This is a genomic window from Marilutibacter maris (assembly GCF_003233695.1).
GTDB classification, from domain to species: Bacteria; Pseudomonadota; Gammaproteobacteria; order Xanthomonadales; family Xanthomonadaceae; genus Marilutibacter; species Marilutibacter maris.
In genome coordinates this window covers 3,182,020-3,203,299 of record NZ_CP029843.1, presented here as the reverse complement: position 1 = coordinate 3,203,299, position 21,280 = coordinate 3,182,020, and the positions used below count along the sequence as shown (strand labels likewise).

The following is a 21,280-nucleotide window of genomic DNA, read 5'->3' as shown; positions in this document are numbered from 1 at the left end:
AGGATGCAGACTAGCAGGTTGCAGGGGCTCGAAGAACGCGCCCGGCGGGCGGTCGCAGGGGCGGTGGGCGAGGCCGGGGCCGGGCCCGGAGCTCTCACTCCTCGCGCAGCACGACCCGGTTGCGGCCGCTGCGCTTGGCCACCTGCAGGCGGCGGTCGGCGCGGCGCAGCAGGGCCGACAGGCTGCGGCCGTCGTTGGGGTAGCAGGCCAGGCCGGCGCTGAAGTACATGCGTATCGGCTCGCTGCTGCGGTCGGGCTCGAAGCTGTGATCGGCGACGATCCGGCGCAGCGCGTCGACCCGTTCCCAGGCGGTGCCGATCGGCTTGCGCAGGATCAGCACGAACTCGTCGCCACGGACCCGCGCCAGCCATTCGCCGGAATCGACCAGCCCGTTGAGCAGCCCGACCAGGTCCTGCAGCGCGCGGTCGGCGCCGCCGTGGCCCATCTCGTCGTTGAGCCGGCGGAAGTGGTCGAGGTTGATCAGCGCCACGGTCAGGCTGCTGCTGTCGATGTCGGCGGCCTCGAACAGTCGCGGCATCCGGTGGATCAGCCAGGTGCGGTTGGGCAGGCCGGTCAGGCCGTCGGTGCCGGACATCTGCACCAGCTGCTGCATCCGGTAGACCACCATCGTGGTGATCAGGGTGGCGATCGCCAGCAGGATCAGCCGCTGCCACTGGCTGGCGCTGGTGACCGTGCCGTAGTCGGTGGAAATCAGCTCCTCCGGCGACTGGGCGATCGAGAACACCGCCAGGATCAGCAGCCCGTACTGGGCCAGCGCCATGGCGCCGGCAAGCAGGGTGACCCGGCCGTCGCTGCGCAGCGCGGTCAGCAGGATCGCCAGCAGGTAGCCGCACCAGACGATCAGGCTGTTGAGTGCCGCCGGCAGGTGGTAGGAGGCCAGCAGCACCAGCACCAGGGTGGTCAGGCTGACATCGAATACCGTGGTCACGAACGGCAGCCAGCGGAAATGGCGGCGCCGGCGCGCCAGCGCCAGCCAGACCTGGGAGATGACGTTGACGATGACCGCGCCGGCGAGGCCGATCAGGTTCTCGTCGATGCTGCCGCCGCCCAGCATGTTGGTCAGCGGCAGCAACAGCAGGATGCCGGCGATCACCGCGCGCAGTCGCGCCACCGCCAGCTCGCCGCTGGCGCCGATCTCGAGCATGATCTCGTCCGGCCGCGACAGCAGCGACGAGACGATGGCCTTCAACCCATTGTCCGTTGCGAGCACGCCTGCTCCCCGCTGACCCGTTCCAGGCCGACCGGCGCAGGATAGCGCGGCGGCGCGTTCAGGGTGTCGGCGCCGACAGCGCGCTCCACAACGCCCATGCCGCCAGCGCCATGAACACCGTCGCCGCGGTCAGCCGGGCCGCCCTCAGCGGCAGACGCGCGGCGAAGCGGCTGCCCAGCACGACCACCGGCACGTTGGCCGCCAGCATGCCCAGGGTGGTGCCCAGCACCACCTCCCACAGCGGCGAGTAGCGGGCGGCGAGCAGCACGGTGGCGAGCTGGGTCTTGTCGCCGATCTCGGCGATGAAGAAGGCGATCGTGGTGGCGATGAAGGCGCCGCGCGCGGGCAGGGCCTCGCCGTCGTCGAGCTTGTCCGGCTTGAGCGTCCACAGCGCGACCGCGAAGAAGCTGGCGGCGACGATCCACTGCAGGACGTCCGGACGCAACCAGGACGCGGCAAGGGTGCCGATCCAGCCGGCCAGGGCATGGTTGAGCAGGGTCGCGACCAGGATGCCGGCGACGATCGGCCACGGCCGCCGGAAGCGCGCGGCCAGCATCAACGCCAGCAACTGGGTCTTGTCGCCGATCTCGGCGAGCGCGACCGTGCCGGTCGACAGCAGGGTGGTGGAACCTGGGGATGAAAGAAAGGGCATTGCGTCCATTTCGACTCCGGGGCCGGGCATTCGCAAGGCGCGAAGGCCGACGCCACGCGGCCCGGCCCGGGTACGCGCAACGCCTGCCTTCGGTCTTGCCCGGTCGTCGCGGCGCAGGGCCACGGGACTGCATGCGCCATGGCCTGCCGGCCAAGTGTGTTGACGCGATGCCCCGGCGACCTCGCGGTGCCGGTGGGCTACTCCCCGGAGGAAGAGCGCGGGGATTGTAACCGAGTCCGCCGGGAGCGTCGGCCCGATACACTGGGGCATAGCCGGACCCGTTCAGTGTCGGCGCGCACCGCCGGTGGCGTCGTCCTCGTCCGCCACCCTGCCGCCATGGGAGCTCTCAATGCAGTACCGCCGCCTCGGATCCTCGGGCCTTCAGCTGTCCGCGCTGTCGTTCGGCGCCTGGGTCACCTTCGGCGCACAGATCGGGCGCTCGCAGGCACGCAACCTGGTCGCCTGCGCCTGGGACCATGGGGTCAACTTCTTCGACAACGCCGAGAACTACGCGCACGGCGAGGCCGAACGGGTGATGGGCGACGTGATCGCCGACCTGCGCCTGCCGCGCGATGGCTATTGCGTGTCGAGCAAGGCCTTCTTCGGCAGCGTCTCCGACCCGGCGCCGACCCAGCGCGGGTTGTCGCGCAAGCATCTGAACGACGCCTGCAACGCCGCGCTGAAGCGTCTGCGGGTCGACTACCTCGACCTGTTCTTCTGCCATCGTCCCGATCCGGACACGCCGATCCTGGAAACCGTGCAGGCAATGGACGCGCTGGTCCGCCAGGGCAAGGTGATGTACTGGGGCACCTCGGAATGGTCGGCCGCGCAGATCCGCGAGGCGCACAAGCACGCACGCGCGAATCACCTGCAGGCGCCGGCGATGGAGCAGCCGCAGTACAACCTGCTGCACCGCGAGCGGGTCGAGCTCGAATACGCGCCGCTGTACGCCGAGTACGGGATGGGGACCACGGTGTGGTCGCCGCTGGCGTCGGGCCTGCTGACCGGCAAGTACAACCAGGGCGTACCCGAGGACACCCGGCTCGGCCACGACACGATGGGTTGGCTGCGCGAGCACCTGCTGGGCGACAGCGGCGAGGCGCGTCTGCAACGGGTGCGCCGCTTCACCCGCGTCGCCACCGAACTCGACGAGGCGCCGGCCGCGCTGGCGATCGCCTGGTGCCTGCGCAACCCGCACGTCTCCAGCGTGATCCTCGGCGCCTCGCACGTCGAGCAGCTGCAACAGAACCTGCAGGCGCTGGAGGTGCTGGAGCGGATCGGCGAGGCCGGCTGGCAGCGGGTCAAGGCGGCGGTGGCGTAACGCCGGGGGCCTCTCGCCCCGGGACCTGTTCGCGTAGGAGCGGCGTGAGCCGCGATTCCCGGGCTGCGCCCGGAAATCCCCAAAGTTTGCTGCGCAAACCTTGGGCCCCGCCGTTGCGCTTCCACACCCCCATTCGTGCCTGCGGCACGAATCGCCCCCTGACTCAGGGGGGAACGATATCCGGCTGCGCCCGGATATCTCCCAAGGTTTGCTACGCAAACCATGGGCCCCGCCGTTGCGCTTCCACACCCCCATTCGCGCCGATGGCACGAATCGCCCCCTGACTCAGGGGGGAACGATATCCGGCTGCGCCCGGATATCTCCCAAGGTTTGCTACGCAAACCACGGGCCCCGCCGTTGCGCTGCCACACCCCCATTCGCGCCGATGGCACGAATCGCCCCCTGACTCAGGGGGGAACGATATCCGGCTGCGCCCGGATATCTCCCAAGGTTTGCTACGCAAACCCTGGGCCCCGCCGTTGCGCTTCCACACCCCCATTCGCGCCGATGGCACGAATCGCCCCCTGACTCAGGGGGCTGGGTCCATGCATTCATGCCGTAGGAGCGGCGTGAGCCGCGATGGAGCTTTCATGGGAAGGCCCGGCGGCAGCTTACGCAGCTCCTACAGGAGTGATGGGCCTTCTTGTCGGAGCGGCGTGAGCCGCGATGAGGCTTTCCTGGGAGGGTTCTCGCGGCTTGCGCCGCTCCTGCGGGGCAGGGGAGGGGCACAGGTCCTTGACTCGCTAATGAGAATTATTATCATTCGTGTCTCACCCCGAACGAGCCACGACCATGTCCCTGCGCCAGTCGATCGCCGTCCCGTCCGCCGCTGTAGCTCCGTTCCCGACCCGTCCCGTCGAGCGTGCACTCGAGCGCTCGCTGCCGCCCGTGCCTCCGCGCGGCGCCCTGCTCGACAGCGATGCTCTGTTGCGCGGTACCCGTGAAGTGCTGATCCGTCACGGCGACGAGGTCTACCGTCTGCGCCACACCCGCAACGACAAGCTGATCCTGACCAAGTAGCGCCCGCCCGCGCCCCTGTTCGTCACCGGCGGGTTCTCTCTCCCCCGACGCCGGTGGCCGGTCGCCATGGACGGCGACATCCGCTTTCGCCGATGCGATCGCGGCCCCTTCCTCCGCATGCGAAGGCCCTGTCGCCGTCGCATGCGTTTCCATTCCGCCAGGTCGCCAGCCCGCTGTTGATGCAGCTGCCAGCCCGCCTCGGTCCCATCACGAGTCGCCAGCATGCCGCAGCCGTACCGAAATTCCGTCCCCAGATCCCTCGTTTCCCGCCTCGCACCGCCAAGCGTGCTGGCGTTGGCGGTCCTGGCCGCACTGCCGGCCTTCGCCGGGGCGCCCGCCGGCGGCGACGACACGCTCGTCACCGCAGCCGCGTCCTCGGCGGCCGAGATGGATCGTGTCGTCGTCACCGCGACCCGTACCGAACGCGCGATCGCCGACGTGCCGGCGACGGTGTCGGCGATCTCGCGCGAGGAGATGGACGCGACCATCACCCGCGACCTCAAGGACCTGTTCCGCTACGAGCCCGGGGTCACCGTCACCTCCGATCCGGTCCGCTTCGGCATCGGCGACATCCGCATCCGCGGCCTGGGCGGCAATCGGGTGCGCCTGGTCACCGACGGCATTTCGGTGTCGGACGCGTTCTCGATCGGCAGCTACTCCAATGCCAATCGCAACTTCGTCGACCTCGACACCCTGAAGGCGGTCGAGGTCGTGCGCGGCCCCTCCAGTGCGCTGTACGGCTCGGATGCGCTCGGCGGCGTGGTCGCCTTCATCACCAAGGACCCGGAGGACTACCTGGATGCCGGCAAGGACAGCCATCTGGGCATCAAGCTCGGTTACGACGGCGACTGGCAGGGCCTGTTCGGTGGCGTCACCAGCGCGTTCGCGGGCGAACGCTGGAGCGGCCTGGTCGCGGTCGGTCACCACCAGGGTCGGGAAACCGACAACAAGGGCGAGGACCGCAGCGACGGCAGCGCCCGCACCGCGCCGAACCCGCAGGAGCGCGACGGCCGCAGTCTGCTGGCCAAGCTGCTGTACGCGACCGGCACCGACAGCCGCCTGCGCCTGACCGTGGAGGGCAACGAGGACAGCACCGGGACCGACGTGCGTTCCGCGCTCGGCTTCCAGCCCTTCACCGGCGCGACCACCACCGCGATGGACGGCGACGATCATCAGACCCGTGCGCGGATATCGCTGGCATGGGAGGCGGATGCGCTCGATCGCGCGTTCGCCGACAGCCTGCACGTGCAGGTCTATCGTCAGGACAGCGAAACCATCCAGGACACCCGCGAGGCGCGCGTCACCGCCAGCGCCGGCGCGCACGTGCGTGAGCGTTCGTTCAACTTCGATCAGCGCGAGTACGGACTGCAGGCGAACCTGCGCAAGGACTTCGCCACCGGTCGCGTCGATCACACCTTGACCTACGGCCTGGAGCTGTCGCGCGACCGCGTGCGCCAGAAGCGCGATGGCCGGGTGTTGTACGCGGACGGATCGAGTTCGCCGGCAATGCCGCCGGATGTGTTCCCGGTGCGCGATTTCCCCAACAGCGAGACCACCACCGCGGCGTTGTACGTGCAGGACGAGATGCGCTTCGCCGATGGCCGGGTCAGCCTGGTGCCGGGCCTTCGCATCGACCACTACCGGCTGCAGCCGGAGGTGGATTCGATCTTCGCCGAGGACAACCCGGGCGTCGCGGTCAGCGATCTGAACGAGACCAGCGTGTCGCCGAAGCTGGGCGTGGTGTGGCGCTTCGCCGAGGACTGGTCGCTGTTCGCCGGCTACGCGCACGGGTTCCGCGCGCCGCCGTACAACGACGTCAATCTCGGCTTCACCAACCTGCAGTTCGGCTACACCGCGATCCCGAACCCCGACCTGAAGCCGGAGACCAGCGACGGCGTCGAGACCGGTCTGCGCTTCATGGGCGATAAGGGTTACGCCAGCCTGTCGGCCTACTACAACCGCTACGACGACTTCATCGAATCGCTGGGCTTCATCGGCTTCAACCAACAGGGACTGATGGTGTTCCAGTCGCGCAACGTCGCCGACGCCGAGATCTATGGCGTCGAGTTCAGCGGCGGGATGGAGTTCGGCGGCTTCAGTCCGGCCCTGGAGGGCTGGTCGCTGCGCGGCGCGGCCTCCTGGTCGCAGGGCGAGGATCGCGCCGATGGCACCTCGTTGGCCGGCATCGACCCGCTGCGCGCGACCCTCGGCCTGGCCTACGACCAGGAAAACTGGGGCGTCGAACTGGCCGGCCGCTTCGCCGCGCGCAAGCGCGATCTTCCGCAGGACACCCAGTTCGCGACGCCGGGCCATGGCGTGCTCGACCTGCTCGCGCACTGGAACTTCGCGCCGGGGACGACCGTCAACGCCGGCGTGTTCAATCTGGCCGATCGCACGTACTGGGCCAGCGGCGACCTGCCGGTCGGTGTGCTGGCCAGCAGCGACACGCTCGACCGCTATACCGCGCCCGGCCGCAACGTCGGCGTCAGCCTGTCGGTGAACTGGTGATGCACGCCGATCGCAGCCGACGCTTCCCGCACTTCAAGCACGCTCCAGCCAGCCAGGGGAATCCATCATGAATCCGCATATCCGATCCTCCGCGACGACCGCCGTGGCCTTCGCCGGCCTTGCGCTCGCCTGTGTGCTGTCTGCCGGCGCCGCCCGTGCCGGCGACCGCTCCGCCGATGACCTCGCCCGCGATCGCGCCGCGATCCTGGCGATGCGGGGCGAATACATCGTCGACTTCGCCTTCGACGAGACCGTGCGTCTGCAGCCCGGCTACGAGCGCAAGCCGGCGATGCGCAGCGGCGCCGACGAGACCGTGATCGTGGTCGAGGACAGCCCCGGTCGCATCGTCCTGCAGCACATCCTGGTCGACGCCAAGAGCCAGCACGTGACCAAGCACTGGCGCCAGGACTGGGTCTACCAGGCGTCCAACCGGTTCGAGTTCAGCGCCGACCAGACCTGGACCGTGCACCCGGTCGCGCCGACGCTCAACCAGGGCGCGTGGACGCAGTGCGTCTACGAGGTCAGCGACGCGCCGCGCTACTGCGGCACCGGCCGCTGGGAACACAAGGACGGCGTCTCGACCTGGACCAGCGATCCGAGCTGGCGGCCGTTGCCGCGCCGCGAGTACACCAAGCGCGAGGACTACAACGCGCTGTCGGTGGTCAACCGCCACACCGTAACCGCGAACGGCTGGACCCATGAGCAGTTCAATACCAAGGTGCTGCGCAAGCCCGACGGCAGCCAGGTCGAACTGGTCCGCGAGTTCGGCTTCAACGACTACCAGAGGGCCGAGGACATCGACTTCGGCGCCGCCTACAGGTACTGGGACGCGACCCGGGACTTCTGGGCGAAGGTGCGCGCGCGCTGGGACGCCTATCTGACCCGTGCGCCGGGCGCGCACCTGAAGACCGAGATCGACGGCATGGCGATGATCATTCCGCTGTTCGAGCAGGCCGGCACGCTGGAGGAGGGCGGTACGGTCGGCGATGACCAAATCGATGCGGTGTTCGCCAAGTGGGTCGAGCCGGCGACGTCACCGGCGACGTCACCGGGGGCGTCGCCAGCGCGCTGACCGCGTGCCAGCCCCTGCGTCCTGCCCCCGCATGCCGCAGACAGAAGAACCCCGGCGCCTGCGACGCGCCGGGGCCGGGGATGAACGGGCACCACTGGAGGTGCCTCGATCAGACGAAGGCGAGGCCGGCGGACGGTGCCGATGGCGGTGACGGCGGCGCCGGTGCGGCAGGTGCCGACGGCGCAGGCGGCGCGGGCGGGCGCGGCACGGCGGGCGGCCTGGGCGGACGCGGCGCGGCGGGCGGCGCCGGTGGTGCCGGTGGCGGTGGCAGGTTCAACACCCGCGGCTCGGGCACGGTGACCTGGGCGGTCGCGGCGCGGCGATCGCGCAGGTACTCGACCGCGACCCGTTCGCCGGAGGCCTTGCCGCGCAATGCCGCCATCGCTTCGCGCGGTGTGGTCACGGCGTTGCCGTCGACCTTGCGGATCACGTCGCCGGCCTGCAGCCCGGCCAGTTCGGGACCGGTGCTCAGCACCAGCACGCCGGTGTCGGTGCCGAAGTAGCGGCCCAGGTCCTTGTCCACCGACGCCAGGTTCAGGCCGTTCCAGCGGAACGCCTCCAGCAGCGCGGGGGCGGCGCAGTGCCCATCCTTGCAGGCCTCGCGGCCGAGCCGGATCACCTGGGTCCGGACCTGGGGCGCGATCGCCATGTCCTCGACCCGGTCGATGTCGAAGTCGAGGGCCTCGTCGTCGAGTTCGATCACGGCCCCGTCGTGGCCGCGCAGCACGCGGTGGCCGATGCCCGGCCGCAGGTGCTCGATGCCGTCGGCCTCGATCGTCACCAGGCCGTCCCCGTCCCGCAGCATCCGCACCCCGCCCCGCGCCAGCCGGGTGCCGTCGTCCAGGCTCCGGAACACCATCACCCGTTCGTTCACCTGTGGCGTGACTTTCGCTTCGGCACGCTTGCCGTCGCGCATGTAGCCGATCGTCACCGCGGTGTCGGTGGACAGGTCCGACAACAACTCGCGTGCGCTGGCAAGGCGGTCCTCGCCGTCGGTGCCGGCGATCGCGGCGCCATCGACACTGATCAACCGGTCGCCGCCGCGCAGCCCCGCGCTGGAGGCGGCGCTGCCGGGGGTGACCGCGGCGATGCGGGTGCCGCGGTCCGGGTCCGCGGCCAGCACCACGCCCAGCACCGGGCGACGGGCGATACGTTGTTCGATCATCCGCGACGCCGCATGCGGGCGGCCCAATTCGCGGGAAAGCTCGGCCACCCGGCGCGCGGCACGGTCGAGTTCGGCACGCGCGGCGTCGAGTTCGCGAGCCTTGGCGGCGTCGCCATCGGCCGCCAGAACCGGACCCAGGCCGACCACCAGGGCCGCGGCGCAGGCCAGCGCGAGTACTCGGGGGGAAATGGCTTTCATGGCGTCCTCTTCATCGTTGGAATGCTGTTGCAGGGGGAGGGGAGGGGGTCAGTCGACCTGGACCAGGGCGGCGTCCCAGGATTCGCCGCGCGCCGACAGCCAGCGCTGGGTGGTTTCGACCCCGGCCAGTTCGTGCAGGGCATCGACACGGGAGCGCCAGAGCCGCAGCCGGCTGTCGCGATCCAGTCCGGGTTGCGAGAGGGCGCCGTCGATCCGGCCGATGCGCTCATCGAGCGAGGCGGTCAGCACAGTCGCCGCCGCGCTGCCGACGTTGTCGTCGCGGGCGATCGCGATCAGCGCTTCCAGGCGCGCGGATTCCGCCTCCAGGCGCGCGACATCGTCGTCGGCGTCCATGTCGGTGGCGCTGGGTGCGGCCGTTGTTGCGGTCGCGGTTGCAGCGTCGGAGAGCGGGCGTCGGTCGGCGACCGCGACCCGGGTGCCGTCGGGTTGCGGGGCCGGAGCGATCGTCGGGGCGCGATCGGGGGCCGTCGGCATCGGCGTCGATGCCGTCGAGGTCGGGGCGGCGGCATCGGTGTCGCCGGGGCGCCTGTCGGCGGTCCGTGCGTCGTCGGTGGCGGACGGGTCGGTGGCGGCAACCGCCGGTGTCGTCGCGGCGGCCGTCGCGGCCTGCGCGTGCCGCGGACCGGTCACCGGTTCGTCCGCCATCGCGGATGCCGACGTCGGATCGGCAGCCACGCTGCCGGTGTGCGGTGGTGGCGTCCGCACCGGGTCGGGTGCCGAGGGGCCGGTTCGCAGCAGCGGCATCGCCACGACCGCGGCGAGCACCGCGGCCGCGGCGAGCCCGGCCACGCGGCGACGGTGCTGGCGCGCTCTGGTGTGGGGACCTGGGCCGGGTGCCGATCGTGGCGCCGGGGGCGCGGTGTCCGCGCCGGCGACCGGCAGGCAGGCGGCCAGTCGCGCCCAGCCGTCCGAATCCGGCGTATCGAGCGGCAGCGACGACAGCGCCTGGCTCCAGTCGGGCGGGGGGCGGCGGCCGTTGTCGCGGTCGCGCGGCAGGCCGTGGTGCGGGAATCCCATGTCAGGCATGGCGGGTCTCCTGAAGCGTCTCGCGCCCGGCCTCCGCTGACGGACCGGTTTCGAGCAGTTGCCGCAGGCGCCGGCTGCCGCGCGCGACCTGCGATTTGGAGAAGCTGGCGGTGCGCTGCATCAGTGCGGCGATCTCCTCGTGGGTGTAGCCCTCGGCGTGGTACAGCCACAGCACGCTGCGGGTCAGCGCCGGCAGCGCGGCCAGCGCCCGTTGCAGCTGCGCGGCATCGGCCGCCGCCGCCGGCAGCGGGCCGTCGTCCTGAAGCCAGTCGTCGTCCTCCAGGGCGACGTCATGGGCGAAGCGACGCTGCTGGCGCAACCGCATCAGCGCCTGGTTGACCGCGACCTGGCGCAACCAGCCCCAGAACGGGCTGCCGTTGTCGCCGCGGAACTCGGCGATCCGACCCAGCACCTTCAGCATGGTGTCCTGCAGGACCTCGGCCGCCTCTTCGCGGTCGCCGCAGATCCGCAGGGCGAGGGTGAACACCGGCCGCTCGAACCGGCGGTACAGCTGCTCGAACGCGGCGCGCTCGCCGGCACGCGCACGGGCGAGCAGGCTGTCGGGTACGTCGATCGCGAAGGACGAGGTGGTCGGCATTCGTAGGTCAAGGATGCACCCGGCGGACAAACCGTCGCAGCCGTCCGTCGCCTGCGTCCGTCGCGTGGACGGCGGACGCCCCGCCGCCGGCGCGACGCGGCCCCGGGGGCGGGGTGGAGCCGCCTTCACCGGCGCGCCCTATACTCGATATCCGCCGATACGGGAGGGGAACCATGGAACTTGGCTCGCTGGTTTCGCTGGTGCTGTTGTTCGCCGGCGTGGTGATTATGTTCAAGACCGTGCGGATGGTGCCGCAGGGCTTCGAATGGACGGTCGAACGTTTCGGCAAGTACACCCACACGATGACCCCCGGCCTGCACTTCCTGATTCCGGTGGTCTATGGCGTCGGCCGCAAGATCAACATGATGGAGCAGGTCCTCGACGTTCCCTCGCAGGACGTGATCACCAAGGACAACGCGGTGGTCAAGGTCGACGGCGTGGTGTTCTTCCAGGTGCTCGACGCCGCCAAGGCCGCCTACGAGGTCGCCAACCTGGAGGTCGCGATGATCGCCCTGGTGCAGACCAACATCCGCACCGTGATCGGCTCGATGGACCTGGACGAGTCGCTGAGCCAGCGCGAGGCGATCAACGCCCAACTGCTGAGCGTGGTCGACCAGGCCACCAACCCGTGGGGGGTCAAGGTCACCCGCATCGAGATCCGCGACATCCAGCCGCCCAAGGACCTGGTCGATGCGATGGCCCGGCAGATGAAGGCCGAGCGCGAGAAGCGCGCGAACATCCTCGAGGCCGAGGGTTTCCGGCAGGCGGCGATCCTCAAGGCCGAAGGCGAGAAGCAGTCGACGATCCTCGACGCCGAGGGCGACCGCGAGGCCGCGTTCCGCGAGGCGGAGGCCCGCGAGCGCCTGGCCGAGGCCGAGGCCAAGGCGACCCAGATGGTGTCCGACGCGATCGCGCGCGGCAACGTGCAGGCGATCAACTATTTCGTGGCGCAGAAGTACGTCGAGGCGTTCAAGGCGCTGGCCGAGGCGCCCAACCAGAAGTTCATCCTGATGCCGATGGAGTCCGCCGGCGTGATCGGCTCGCTGGGCGGTATCGCCGAACTGGCCAGGACCGCGCTGGCCGACCAGGAGCCGGCGGTGCGCACACCGCCGCGGATCGGAGGCTGAGCCGGTGGAATGGAACTGGACGATGACCACCTGGGCCGCGGCGGCGTTGCTGCTGTTCGCGGCCGAGGCGCTGGCGCCGGGCGCGTTCATGCTGTGGCTGGGCTTCGCCGCGGCGGCGGTGTTCGTGCTGGTGTGGTTGTTCGAGCCGACGGTGCTGGTGCAGGCGGCGGCGTTCGTGGTGCTGAGCTTCGTATCGATCCAGATCTACCGGACCTGGTTCCGCGGGCACGAGCGCCAGAGCGACCGTCCGGCGCTGAACCGCCGCGCCGAGGCCCTGGTCGGACGGGTGGTGCCGTTGGAGCGCGCCATCGTCGACGGTCGCGGCCGGGTGCAGATCGCCGATGCCTACTGGGACGTCAGCGGTCCGGAACTGGAAGCGGGTACCGCGGTGCGCGTGGTCGCGGTCGACGGCATGACCCTGCAGGTCGAGAAGGTGGCCAGGAACGGCTGAGGCGGAGAGGGGCCGACGCGGCCGTCGGGCGGAACCGCTAGGCGATCCTTTGGGCAATCCTTCGGAACCAGGGAGACGGTATCGATGCAGACAATTACACGATGGCTCGCGGCGGGAATGGTGGCCTGGCTGGTGGCGGCCGGCGCGACGGGACAGGAACGCTCCGGCGACGCCGCGATGGACAGCGTCGCCACCGAAAGCCTGGTCGGCCGAGAAGTGCCGCCGTATCCAGCGGGGCTCGACGAACTGGGCGGCACCTGTTTTTCCGCGCCCGGCTCCGGTCCCGACAGCCGTGTCTGCGCCTATTCGATCTCGATACACGGAAAGGACATGGCGCACGTGACCCACGCGCTGGTGCTCAGGCAGGTCGGTCGCGACGGCAACCACGCGGTATGGCGCGTGCTCGAGGCGGTCGAGCGGCCGGCGATCGAGGGCGCCGCCTTCGTCCACCTGGGTTGCGAGCCGCTGGACGACGGCCGCGCGGTGGTCCTCGCGCTCGCCCGGACCGAGGCCGCCGGGGAGTGGTACGAGCCGGTCCACCAGGCCTGGGCATTCGACTTCGAGGCCGAGCGCCTGGATGAGGTCGATGCCACCGGAGTTCGCTGCCCCAACGAGGGCTACGGCTACGAGGGCTGACATCTGGGATAATCGCCGGCTCCCCCCACTTCCCCGAAGCGATCCACGGCGATGACCCAGAAGACCGTTCTCAACGACACCCACCGTTCCCTCGGCGCCAAGATGGTCGACTTCGGCGGCTGGGACATGCCGATCCACTACGGTTCGCAGATCGAGGAACACCATCAGGTCCGCGGCGACGCCGGCATGTTCGACGTCAGCCACATGACCGTGGTCGACCTGCGCGGCGAACGCGTGCGCGAGTTCCTGCGCCACCTGCTGGCCAACTCGGTCGACAAGCTCAAGAAGCCGGGCAAGGCGCTGTACACCTGCATGCTCAATGCCGACGGCGGCGTCATCGACGACCTGATCGTCTACTACCTGTCCGACGTGTTCTTCCGTCTGGTGGTCAACGCCGCGACCCGCGAGAAGGACCTGGCATGGATCAATGCGCAGGCCGCGGCCTTCGCCGTCGAGGTCGTCGAGCGCGACGACTACGCGATGATCGCCGTTCAGGGCCCGAACGCGCGCGAGAAGGCGATCGGACTGCTGCGCGAGGAGGACCGCGAGCGCGTCGGCAAGCTGACCCGCTTCTCCGCCGGCAGCGCCGAACTGGCCGACGGCGGCGTCGAGTTGTTCGTCGCGCGCACCGGCTACACCGGCGAGGACGGTTTCGAGATAGTGGTGCCGCAGGACAACGCGGTGGCGTTGTGGAACGCGCTGCTGGAAGCGGGGGTCAAGCCGGCCGGTCTGGGGGCCCGCGACACCCTGCGACTGGAAGCGGGCATGAATCTCTATGGCCAGGACATGGACGAGGCGGTGTCGCCGTACGAGGCCGCGCTGGCCTGGACCGTGGCGCTCGACGAGGGCCGCGCCTTCATCGGCCGCGACGTGCTGGAGCGGCAGAAGGCCGAAGGCGCGCCGCGGCAGATGATCGGCCTGGTGATGGACGAGAAGGGCGTGCTGCGCCACGGGCAGAAGGTGCTGACCGCGCACGGCGACGGCGAGATCCTGTCGGGCACCTTCTCGCCGACGCTCGGCAAGGCGATCGCGTTCGCGCGCGTCCCCGCGGGCGACATCGCGCTGGGCGCCGACGGTGGCGTGCGCGTCGACATCCGCGGCCGCGAAGTGCCGGTGCGGGTGGTGAAGTTCCCGTTCGTGCGCGAGGGCGAGAGCCTGGTGCCGGCGGTTTAGCGCCAACGCGACTTCGCACGCGTTTCTTCGTCCCGGGCAGGATGCGCAGCGGGGCCGGGGCCGCCAGCGGGGCAGGGATGCCCGAGCTGGAACCGGCGCCTCACAGGTGGCCGGCCCGACCTCCCATACGAACCCGGAGCACGAGATGGCGTCGATCGACTACTACTTCACCGTGATTTCGCCGTATGCCTACCTCGGGCATGCGGCGCTGCTGCAATCGGCGCGCGAGACCGGCGCGCGGCTGCATTACCGTCCGGTGCGCATCTTCGAACTGTTCGAAGCCAATGGCGGCCTGCCGCTGGGACAGCGCGCCCCCGCGCGCCAGCGCTATCGCCTGGTCGAACTGCAGCGCTGGCGCGAGGCGAGGGCGGTGCCGTTGAACCTGCAGCCGCGTCACTTCCCGGCCGATCCGTCCCTGGCCGATCGCTGCGCGATCGTCCTCGCCGAGAGCGGACGCGACCCGGGCGACTACGTGTCGGCGGCGTTCCGTACGGTCTGGGCCGACGACCGCGACATCGCCGACCGCGACCAGGTCGCGGCACTGCTGACCACGAACGGTTTCGATGCCGGGGCGGTGATCGAGGCGGCCGAAGGCGAGGCGGTACAGGCCACCTACGCCGCCAACACCGCCGCGGCGATCGCCGCCGACCTGCCGGGGCTGCCGGGCTACGTGCTCAACGGCGAGCCGTTCTGGGGGCAGGATCGCGTCGAAGCGCTGCGCGCGGCGTTGGACAGCGGGCGCGCACCCTTCGCGCGCTGCTAGTCCCGCCGGGCGACATGCCGGCGCCGCGTACCCTGTCGCGGTCACAGGCGGGCCGTTACACTAGGCGCCCAGCTTCACAGCATCCCCCCAGCCGCCCCAGCCGAGATACAGAGGCCAGCCATGAGTGAAATCCCCGGCGATCTGAAGTTCATGAAGTCCCACGAGTGGGCCCGCGTCGAAGGTGACGGAAAGGTCACTGTCGGCATTTCCGATCACGCCCAGGGCCTGCTGGGCGACCTGGTCTATGTCGAGCTGCCGAACGTCGGCGATCGCGTCGAGGCCGGCAATCCCTGCGCGGTGGTCGAGTCGGTCAAGGCGGCTTCGGACGTCTATGCGCCGGTGACCGGCACGGTCGTCGAGGTCAATGCGGCCCTGGGCGACAAGCCCGAGACCATCAACGAGGACGCCTACGGCGAGGGCTGGCTGTACACCCTCGAGATCGAGGAGCCGGAGCAGCTCAACGAACTGCTCGGTCCGGACGACTACGCCGAGCTGCTCGAGAACGACGACCACTGACCGAGTCGTCCGCCGCGGGCACGGCAGCCGCCGGAGCCCGGGCCGGGAACAACGCGCCGGACATCGAAAGATGTCCGGCTTTTTTTTTGCGCGGTTTCCAGCGAGGCGGTGGTCATGGATGGCGGCGAACATCCGCAGTCGCAGTGCGATCGGATCGTCGTCGCGGACATCGCGCGGTTGCGCGTTCGCGATGCGACGCGCGGCGACGCGGGTTGCCGACGAGGACGATGGACGCGTCGCTGACGCCGCCGATCGCGTCGCGCACTTTCGCGCATTTCGGGTTGTGCGATGCCGAAAACGAGGCGCCGATCCGGATCGCGGTGAAAGTTTTTTCACACGATCGGGGTGGCCAAATTTTCACCAGTGCCGTTCCGGCGGGATAGATGTCGCGATCGATGCGCGTCGATCGCGCATTGCATTTTTTGCCTTGAAACATGCTGTTTTTCGCAACGCCTTGCGCGCGGTGCAACGATTGTCGCGCACGCGACGCGCGCGCAGTGCGTTCGTGCCGGCATGCGCACCGCGGCATGCGGTCGCGTCGATACCGGAAAAACTGGTGTCGGAGTTGTTGACACCTGCAAAAACCGTGATTACGTTTCGCCCAGCAGACGGTTCCTGCGAACACGAGTGAGAAAAACGATCGCGACAACGCGCCGTGCACAACCCAACTCCGCCAGCTCGATCATCAGGGTGGATGTCGGGTTTGTGTCCCCTGAAGGATTGCAAAGATTCGCGCTCGACTCGGCCCGCCACACCGCGGAGATTCTTCCGGCACCGTCAAATCCCATCCTTTTCCAGGCTGCCCGATCCCGGTCGCGCGGGACGGCCGCATGCCTGTCGCGAATCCGTCCGGCACGCGTGGCGCGCCGGCGGTTTGTCGCCGGCGCTGTCGCCGCGACGCTGGTTCGTACTGGGCAATACCCCCGATCGACTGACGATCGGTCAATGTTCGACCACTGACGAGGAGCCATACCATGGCCACTAAGAAAGCTGCGAAGAAGAAACCTGCCGCGAAGAAGGCCGCCAAGAAGGTCGCCAAGAAGTCGGCAGCGCGCAAGACCGTGAAGAAGGCCGCCAAGAAGGCTGCCAAGAAGACCGTGCGCAAGGCCGCCGCCAAGAAGACGGTGCGCAAGGCCGCGAAGAAGACGGTGAAGAAGGCCGCGGCGAAGAAGACCGCCAAGAAGGCTGCCAAGAAGACCGCGAAGAAGGCCGCCAAGAAGACCGTGCGCAAGGCCGCCGCCAAGAAGACCGCGAAGAAGGCGGCCAAGAAGACGGTGAAGAAGGCCGCCAAGAAGACCGTGCGCAAGGCCGCCGCCAAGAAGACCGCGAAGAAGGCGGCCAAGAAGACGGTGAAGAAGGCCGCCAAGAAGACGGCCCGCAAGGCCGCCACCAAGAAGACCGCGAAGAAGGCGGCCAAGAAGACGGTGAAGAAGGCCGCCAAGAAGACGGTCAAGAAGGCCGCCAAGAAGGCCACCAAGAAGAGCGCCAAGAAGCCGGCACGCAAGACCGCCAAGCGCGCCGCCAAGAAGGCGGCACCGGCCGCCATGCCGGCCACCCCGGCGCCGATGATCTAAGCAGTCCCGATACCGCAGTACGCTGTCATCCGACTCTCTCCCCGCAGCCCAGGCGGGGAGAGAGTTTTTTCATTGGAACGTGCGCAAGGCGTTTGCGGTCACGCGACGACCTTTACGCCATGCCGAGAGGCGCCGCCGCGCGAATCGGGATGGCGCGATCGCGCCAGGGGCTCAGTGCGTTGCCGCCGCGTGAGCGTCGCCCTTGCCCGAGTACGCGGTCTCGTCGATGTCGATGTCGAGCCAGCGGTGCGGTGGCAGCCCCAGCGCGCTGTCGATGATGGTCGGCATCAGTCCCGAGGGCAGGCCGCTTTCCGAGTTCCACATCACCACCACGCCCAGATCGCGCTGCGGCAACAGCGCGATCATGCCGCGGTATCCCTGCACCGCGCCGCCGTGGTAGATCATCCGCTGCCCGGCATAGTCGTACACGCGCCAGCCCAGCGCATAGCCCGCAGACGACAGGCGTTCCCGGCGCCATGAGCTGCGCATCTCGCCGGGGGTGTCGACCAACGGCTCGTGCAGGGTCGCCAGCAGCGGCGCCGAGATCACGTCCGGCCGGTGTCCGGTCTGGGCGATCAGCCACTGCGCCATGTCGCTGGCGCTGGCGTTGACGCCGGCGGCGGGCGGGAGCTGGTAGTAGGTCGGCTTCGGCGAAACCGAAACCCAGCCGCCACGGGTACGCACGTGCGGGCGCGCCCAGCTCGGACTGCCCTCGATGCCTTCCAGGCCGAGGCTGGCGTCGTTCATGCCCAGCGGCTTGAACAGGCGTCGCTGTACCTCCTGGCTGTAGAACTTGCCGGTCGCGGCGAACACGACATCGCCGATCAGGCTGAAGGCGACGTTCTGGTATGCGTAGCAGGTGCCGGGCTCGCACTTGAGCGGGGCATCGGAGAGCCGTCGCGCCAGGGTCCGGTAGTCGACGTAGCGTTCCAGGTCGCGGTCGTAGGTGTTGTACGGCAGGCCGAGACGATGGCTGAGCAGATCGGCCACGGTCACCTGCCCGGTCGCGTTGGCGTCCTTGAGCTGGAAGTCGGGCAGGTACTGGTTGACCTTGCTGTCCCAGCGCAGGGTGCCGTCGTTGATCAGCAGCCCGGCCATCGTCGAGGCGAAACCCTTCGACAGCGATGCCAGCCTGAACACGGTGTGGCCGTCGACCGGCGCCGCGTTCTGCATGTCGGTGACGCCGTAGCCGCGCGCGCTGAGCACCCTGCCGTCGTGGACGATCGCCACCGCAAGGGCGGGCACGCGGTTGTCGGCGGCCAGGTGCTGGGCCATCGCCTCGAAGCGGGCGACATCGAAGCCGGGTGGAAGCGGCGTGGCAGTGGTCGTCGAGACGGTGTTGCCGGCGGCGGGCTGGCCCGGATCCAGGGGCGGGGGTGTCTGGGCGGTGGAGCCGAGGGCGAGGGGCAGCAGGACGGCCAGTGCCGCCAAACGCCCGGGAGTGCGGGACCGGATGGTCGCCTTGTCTTTCATCGTGCGCAGCGCCTGCGTATGCTGGGTCGCATTCGATTCTAGCGCCGACCCCATGCGGGGGTTCAAGCACCAAGGGGAGACACGATCATGCTGGGTTTATTGATAGTGCTGGGCCTGGTGGTCCTGTTCGCGCTGTGGGCGGTGGGCATCTACAACGGGCTGGTGATGGCCCGCAACGCCTACAAGAACGCGTTCGCCCAGATCGATGTCCAGTTGCAGCGCCGCTTCGACCTGATTCCGAACCTGGTGGAGACCGCCAAGGCCTACCTGGCCCATGAGCGAGGAACCCTGGAAGCGGTGACCGCGGCCCGCAACGCCGCGCAATCGGGCCTGGCCGCGGCCAAGGCGGCACCGGGCGATCCGGCCGCGATGGCCGAGCTGGCGCGTACCCAGGGCGCGCTCGACGGCGCGCTCAGCCGGCTGCTGGTCACCGTGGAAGCCTATCCCGAGCTCAAGGCCAGCCAGAACATGATGCAGCTGACCGAGGAGCTGACCAGCACCGAGAACAAGGTCGCGTTCGCGCGTCAGGCCTACAACGACAGCGTGATGGCCTACAACAACAAGCGCGAGGTGTTCCCGTCGAGCGTGGTCGCGGGGATGTTCAATTTCGCTCCGGCCGCGTTGCTCGACATCCCGGCGGACCGCGCGGAGGTGCGCGAGGCGCCGAAGGTGCAGTTCTGATCGCAGGACCGAGCGCACGAAGCGCGCGGCCGGGGGGCGGAACGGCCGCGCCCCGGGCCGAAGCCCCCGCTCCCGGTTCTCGGCCCGGCGGCCTTCACCCATGAATTTCTTCGAGTGAACTTCTTCGAGTGAATTTCTTCGAGTGAATTTCTTTGAACACCAGGCGGCGGCGCGCCGCCATTCGTTCCGCCTGATCGTGCTGTTCGGCCTGGCCGTGCTCGGCATCGTGCTCGCCGTCGACCTGGCGGTCGCCGTGGTCGCCGGCCCCGATCCGGGGCCGATCCTGCTCGCGTCGGTGGCGACCCTGGCGGTGATCGGCCTCGGTTCGCTGTTCCGGATCGCCAGCCTCGGCGGCGGTGGCGAGCCGGTCGCGCAGCAATTGGGTGGCGTGCCGGTGCCGGAAGATACCCAGGATCTGAACCTGCGGCGCCTGCGCAACGTGGTCGAGGAGATCGCGATCGCGTCCGGCGTGCCGGTGCCGAAGATCTACGTGCTCGAGCACGAAGCGGCGATCAACGCGTTCGCGGCCGGCTACACCACTTCCGACGCGGTGATCGCGGTGACCCGAGGCGCCCTGGAGCGGCTCAATCGCGACGAACTCCAGGGCGTGATCGCGCATGAGTTCAGCCACATCCTCAACGGCGACATGCGTCTGAACATCCGCCTGATCGGCGTGCTGTTCGGGATCATGATGATCTCGTTGATCGGTCGCAAGGTGCTCACCCACGGACACTATGCCGGGCGCCGCGGTGCCGTGGCGGTGATCGCGGCGGCGCTGGTGGCGATGGCGATCGGTGGCATCGGCCTGTTCTTCGGCAGGATGATCAAGGCCGGGGTCAGTCGCAGCCGCGAGCGTCTGGCCGACGCCTCGGCCGTCCAGTTCACCCGCCAGACCACGGGCCTGGCCGGCGCGCTGAAGAAGATCGGCGGCCTGCACGACGGTTCGCGGCTGGCCGCGCGCGGCGAGGCGGAGGAGGTCAGCCACATGCTGTTCGGCGACGGCGTCGGCCTGAGCGGCTGGTTCGCGACCCACCCGTCGCTGGTCGAGCGGATCCAGGCGCTGGAACCGGACTTTCGTCCGGAACAGCTGGAAGCCTTGTCGCAGCGTTGGGTGGTGGCGCCGCCCAACGGGCTGGAGGAGGACGTGCAGATGGGCCTGGCGCCGGCGGGACCGCCGCCGCTGCCGGGGGCCGGCGGCGAGCAGCGGATCGCGCCGCGGGAGGTGGTCGATCAGGTCGCTCATCCGGGTGCCGACGACTATCTGCGTGCCGATGCGATCGTCGCGGCGATGCCGGAGGCCTTGCGCGAGATCGCGCGCCAGCGCGACAGGGTGGTCCCGCTGCTGCTGGGCCTGTTGATGGACACCCGCCCGGAGATCGCCGGAAAGCAGGTCGAGGAGATCTCGACGCGGCTCGGCCGGGTGATCGCCGAGCAGGCCCGTCACCTTCGCCAGACCGTGCTGCACGACCTGCATCCGATGCTGAGACTGCCGTTGGCGGCGATGGCGTTCCCGGTACTGCGGCTGCGCCCGCGGCCCGAGCTGGATGGGTTCCTGGATGCGGCCAATGCGATGGTCTACGCCGACGGCCAGGTCAGCCTGTTCGAGTACTGCCTGGCGCGCCTGCTCGCGGTGCAGGTGCGCGAGTCGCTGGACCCATCGCGCTATCTGCGGATGGGGCGGCGCAAGGCGACCGGCGTGCGCTATGAGTTCGCGACCCTGCTCGCGGTGGTCGCGCAGGCCGGCCACGCCGACGGGGCGGCCGCGAAACGCGCCTACCTCGCCGGGCTGAACCGGGTGCTGCCGCGCGATCACCTGCCGTATGCGCCGCCGGCTTCCGGCGTGGTCGCGCTGGACGAGGTATGGGAGCCGCTCGATGCCCTGGACCCGTTGGCCAAGCAGGTGCTGATCGAGGCGATCACCGACGCGATCGGCCACGATGGCCGGGTCAGCGTCGCCGAGGCGGAGCTGCTGCGGACCATCTGCGGCGTGTTGCACTGTCCGCTGCCGCCGATGCTCGGCCAGCATTGAAACCAGGGGCGCCGCACTTCCCATAGGGACAGGGCCTTCCCGTGA

At 69.5% G+C, this 21,280-nt stretch carries 20 protein-coding genes; 14 read left to right on the top strand and 6 right to left on the bottom strand.

Going from position 1 to position 21,280, the window contains the following annotated elements:
• Positions 1-94 precede the first annotated feature (94 nt).
• Together C9I47_RS14140 and C9I47_RS14135 are read right to left on the bottom strand one after the other, a co-directional pair.
• Positions 95-1,231 (bottom strand): GGDEF domain-containing protein, encoded by a 1,137-nt coding sequence (locus C9I47_RS14140; RefSeq protein WP_145985530.1) that lies wholly within the window; start codon positions 1,229-1,231, stop codon positions 95-97.
• A gap of 58 nt (positions 1,232-1,289) precedes the next feature.
• Entirely contained in the window at positions 1,290-1,892 is a 603-nt protein-coding gene (locus C9I47_RS14135; RefSeq protein WP_223250152.1) for a TMEM165/GDT1 family protein, read from the bottom strand.
• 340 nt (positions 1,893-2,232) lie between these two features.
• Here C9I47_RS14135 and C9I47_RS14130 point away from each other — a divergent pair, with 340 nt between their 5' ends.
• The 4 genes from C9I47_RS14130 to C9I47_RS14115 all read left to right on the top strand — a co-directional run bounded on the left by C9I47_RS14130 (position 2,233) and on the right by C9I47_RS14115 (position 7,804).
• Complete coding sequence (locus C9I47_RS14130; RefSeq protein WP_111267321.1) at positions 2,233-3,204, top strand: aldo/keto reductase; 972 nt, start codon at positions 2,233-2,235, stop codon at positions 3,202-3,204.
• Between the two features lie 792 nt (positions 3,205-3,996).
• Positions 3,997-4,224, top strand: a complete 228-nt coding sequence (locus tag C9I47_RS18300; protein ID WP_111267320.1) for a hemin uptake protein HemP — start codon at positions 3,997-3,999, stop codon at positions 4,222-4,224.
• Between the two features lie 222 nt (positions 4,225-4,446).
• Positions 4,447-6,732: a TonB-dependent hemoglobin/transferrin/lactoferrin family receptor gene (locus C9I47_RS14120; RefSeq protein WP_111267319.1), complete on the top strand. Its 2,286-nt coding sequence runs from the start codon at positions 4,447-4,449 to the stop codon at positions 6,730-6,732.
• A 67-nt stretch (positions 6,733-6,799) separates the two neighbouring features.
• Positions 6,800-7,804 carry a DUF6607 family protein gene (locus tag C9I47_RS14115; RefSeq protein ID WP_223250151.1) on the top strand — a complete coding sequence of 335 codons (1,005 nt, stop codon included), beginning with the start codon at positions 6,800-6,802 and terminating at the stop codon, positions 7,802-7,804.
• 109 nt (positions 7,805-7,913) lie between these two features.
• Here C9I47_RS14115 and C9I47_RS14110 read toward each other — a convergent pair whose 3' ends face one another.
• From C9I47_RS14110 to C9I47_RS14100, 3 genes are read right to left on the bottom strand one after another with little or no spacing between them, the layout of a single operon-like run.
• The gene (locus C9I47_RS14110) at positions 7,914-9,167 is read right to left on the bottom strand and encodes a PDZ domain-containing protein (RefSeq protein ID WP_111267318.1); all 1,254 of its coding nucleotides are present in this window, start codon (positions 9,165-9,167) and stop codon (positions 7,914-7,916) included.
• 48 nt (positions 9,168-9,215) lie between these two features.
• A complete protein-coding gene (locus C9I47_RS14105; RefSeq protein ID WP_145985529.1) occupies positions 9,216-10,214 on the bottom strand; it encodes a hypothetical protein in 999 nt (332 codons plus the stop codon).
• On the bottom strand, positions 10,207-10,812 hold the full coding sequence (locus C9I47_RS14100) for an RNA polymerase sigma factor (protein ID WP_111267316.1): 606 nt from the start codon (positions 10,810-10,812) through the stop codon (positions 10,207-10,209). The genes C9I47_RS14105 and C9I47_RS14100 overlap by 8 nt, the downstream gene beginning before the upstream one ends.
• Before the next feature lie 173 nt (positions 10,813-10,985).
• Here C9I47_RS14100 and C9I47_RS14095 point away from each other — a divergent pair, with 173 nt between their 5' ends.
• The 8 genes from C9I47_RS14095 to C9I47_RS14065 all read left to right on the top strand — a co-directional run bounded on the left by C9I47_RS14095 (position 10,986) and on the right by C9I47_RS14065 (position 17,052).
• Positions 10,986-11,939: an SPFH domain-containing protein gene (locus C9I47_RS14095; RefSeq protein ID WP_111267315.1), complete on the top strand. Its 954-nt coding sequence runs from the start codon at positions 10,986-10,988 to the stop codon at positions 11,937-11,939.
• Between the two features lie 22 nt (positions 11,940-11,961).
• Positions 11,962-12,390, top strand: a complete 429-nt coding sequence (locus tag C9I47_RS14090; protein WP_111267314.1) for an NfeD family protein — start codon at positions 11,962-11,964, stop codon at positions 12,388-12,390.
• 84 nt (positions 12,391-12,474) lie between these two features.
• On the top strand, positions 12,475-13,026 hold the full coding sequence (locus C9I47_RS14085; protein WP_141481874.1) for a hypothetical protein: 552 nt from the start codon (positions 12,475-12,477) through the stop codon (positions 13,024-13,026).
• Positions 13,027-13,077: 51 nt separating this feature from the next.
• Positions 13,078-14,199 carry a glycine cleavage system aminomethyltransferase GcvT gene (gcvT, locus tag C9I47_RS14080; RefSeq protein ID WP_111267312.1) on the top strand — a complete coding sequence of 374 codons (1,122 nt, stop codon included), beginning with the start codon at positions 13,078-13,080 and terminating at the stop codon, positions 14,197-14,199.
• A gap of 145 nt (positions 14,200-14,344) precedes the next feature.
• Entirely contained in the window at positions 14,345-14,962 is a 618-nt protein-coding gene (locus tag C9I47_RS14075) for a 2-hydroxychromene-2-carboxylate isomerase (protein ID WP_111268157.1), read from the top strand.
• A gap of 120 nt (positions 14,963-15,082) precedes the next feature.
• Positions 15,083-15,478 (top strand): glycine cleavage system protein GcvH, encoded by a 396-nt coding sequence (gcvH, locus tag C9I47_RS14070; RefSeq protein WP_111267311.1) that lies wholly within the window; start codon positions 15,083-15,085, stop codon positions 15,476-15,478.
• A 118-nt stretch (positions 15,479-15,596) separates the two neighbouring features.
• Positions 15,597-16,109, top strand: coding sequence for a hypothetical protein (locus C9I47_RS17645; protein ID WP_145985528.1), 513 nt, complete (start codon positions 15,597-15,599; stop codon positions 16,107-16,109).
• 343 nt (positions 16,110-16,452) lie between these two features.
• Positions 16,453-17,052 (top strand): histone, encoded by a 600-nt coding sequence (locus tag C9I47_RS14065; protein ID WP_111267310.1) that lies wholly within the window; start codon positions 16,453-16,455, stop codon positions 17,050-17,052.
• 171 nt (positions 17,053-17,223) lie between these two features.
• On the opposite strand, the gene C9I47_RS14060 is transcribed toward C9I47_RS14065, so the two are convergent.
• Positions 17,224-18,525, bottom strand: coding sequence for a serine hydrolase domain-containing protein (locus C9I47_RS14060; RefSeq protein ID WP_111267309.1), 1,302 nt, complete (start codon positions 18,523-18,525; stop codon positions 17,224-17,226).
• 90 nt (positions 18,526-18,615) lie between these two features.
• Here C9I47_RS14060 and C9I47_RS14055 point away from each other — a divergent pair, with 90 nt between their 5' ends.
• On the top strand, positions 18,616-19,206 hold the full coding sequence (locus tag C9I47_RS14055; protein ID WP_190238665.1) for a LemA family protein: 591 nt from the start codon (positions 18,616-18,618) through the stop codon (positions 19,204-19,206).
• A gap of 142 nt (positions 19,207-19,348) precedes the next feature.
• Entirely contained in the window at positions 19,349-21,235 is a 1,887-nt protein-coding gene (locus C9I47_RS14050; protein WP_111267307.1) for a M48 family metallopeptidase, read from the top strand.
• Positions 21,236-21,280: the final 45 nt, after the last annotated feature.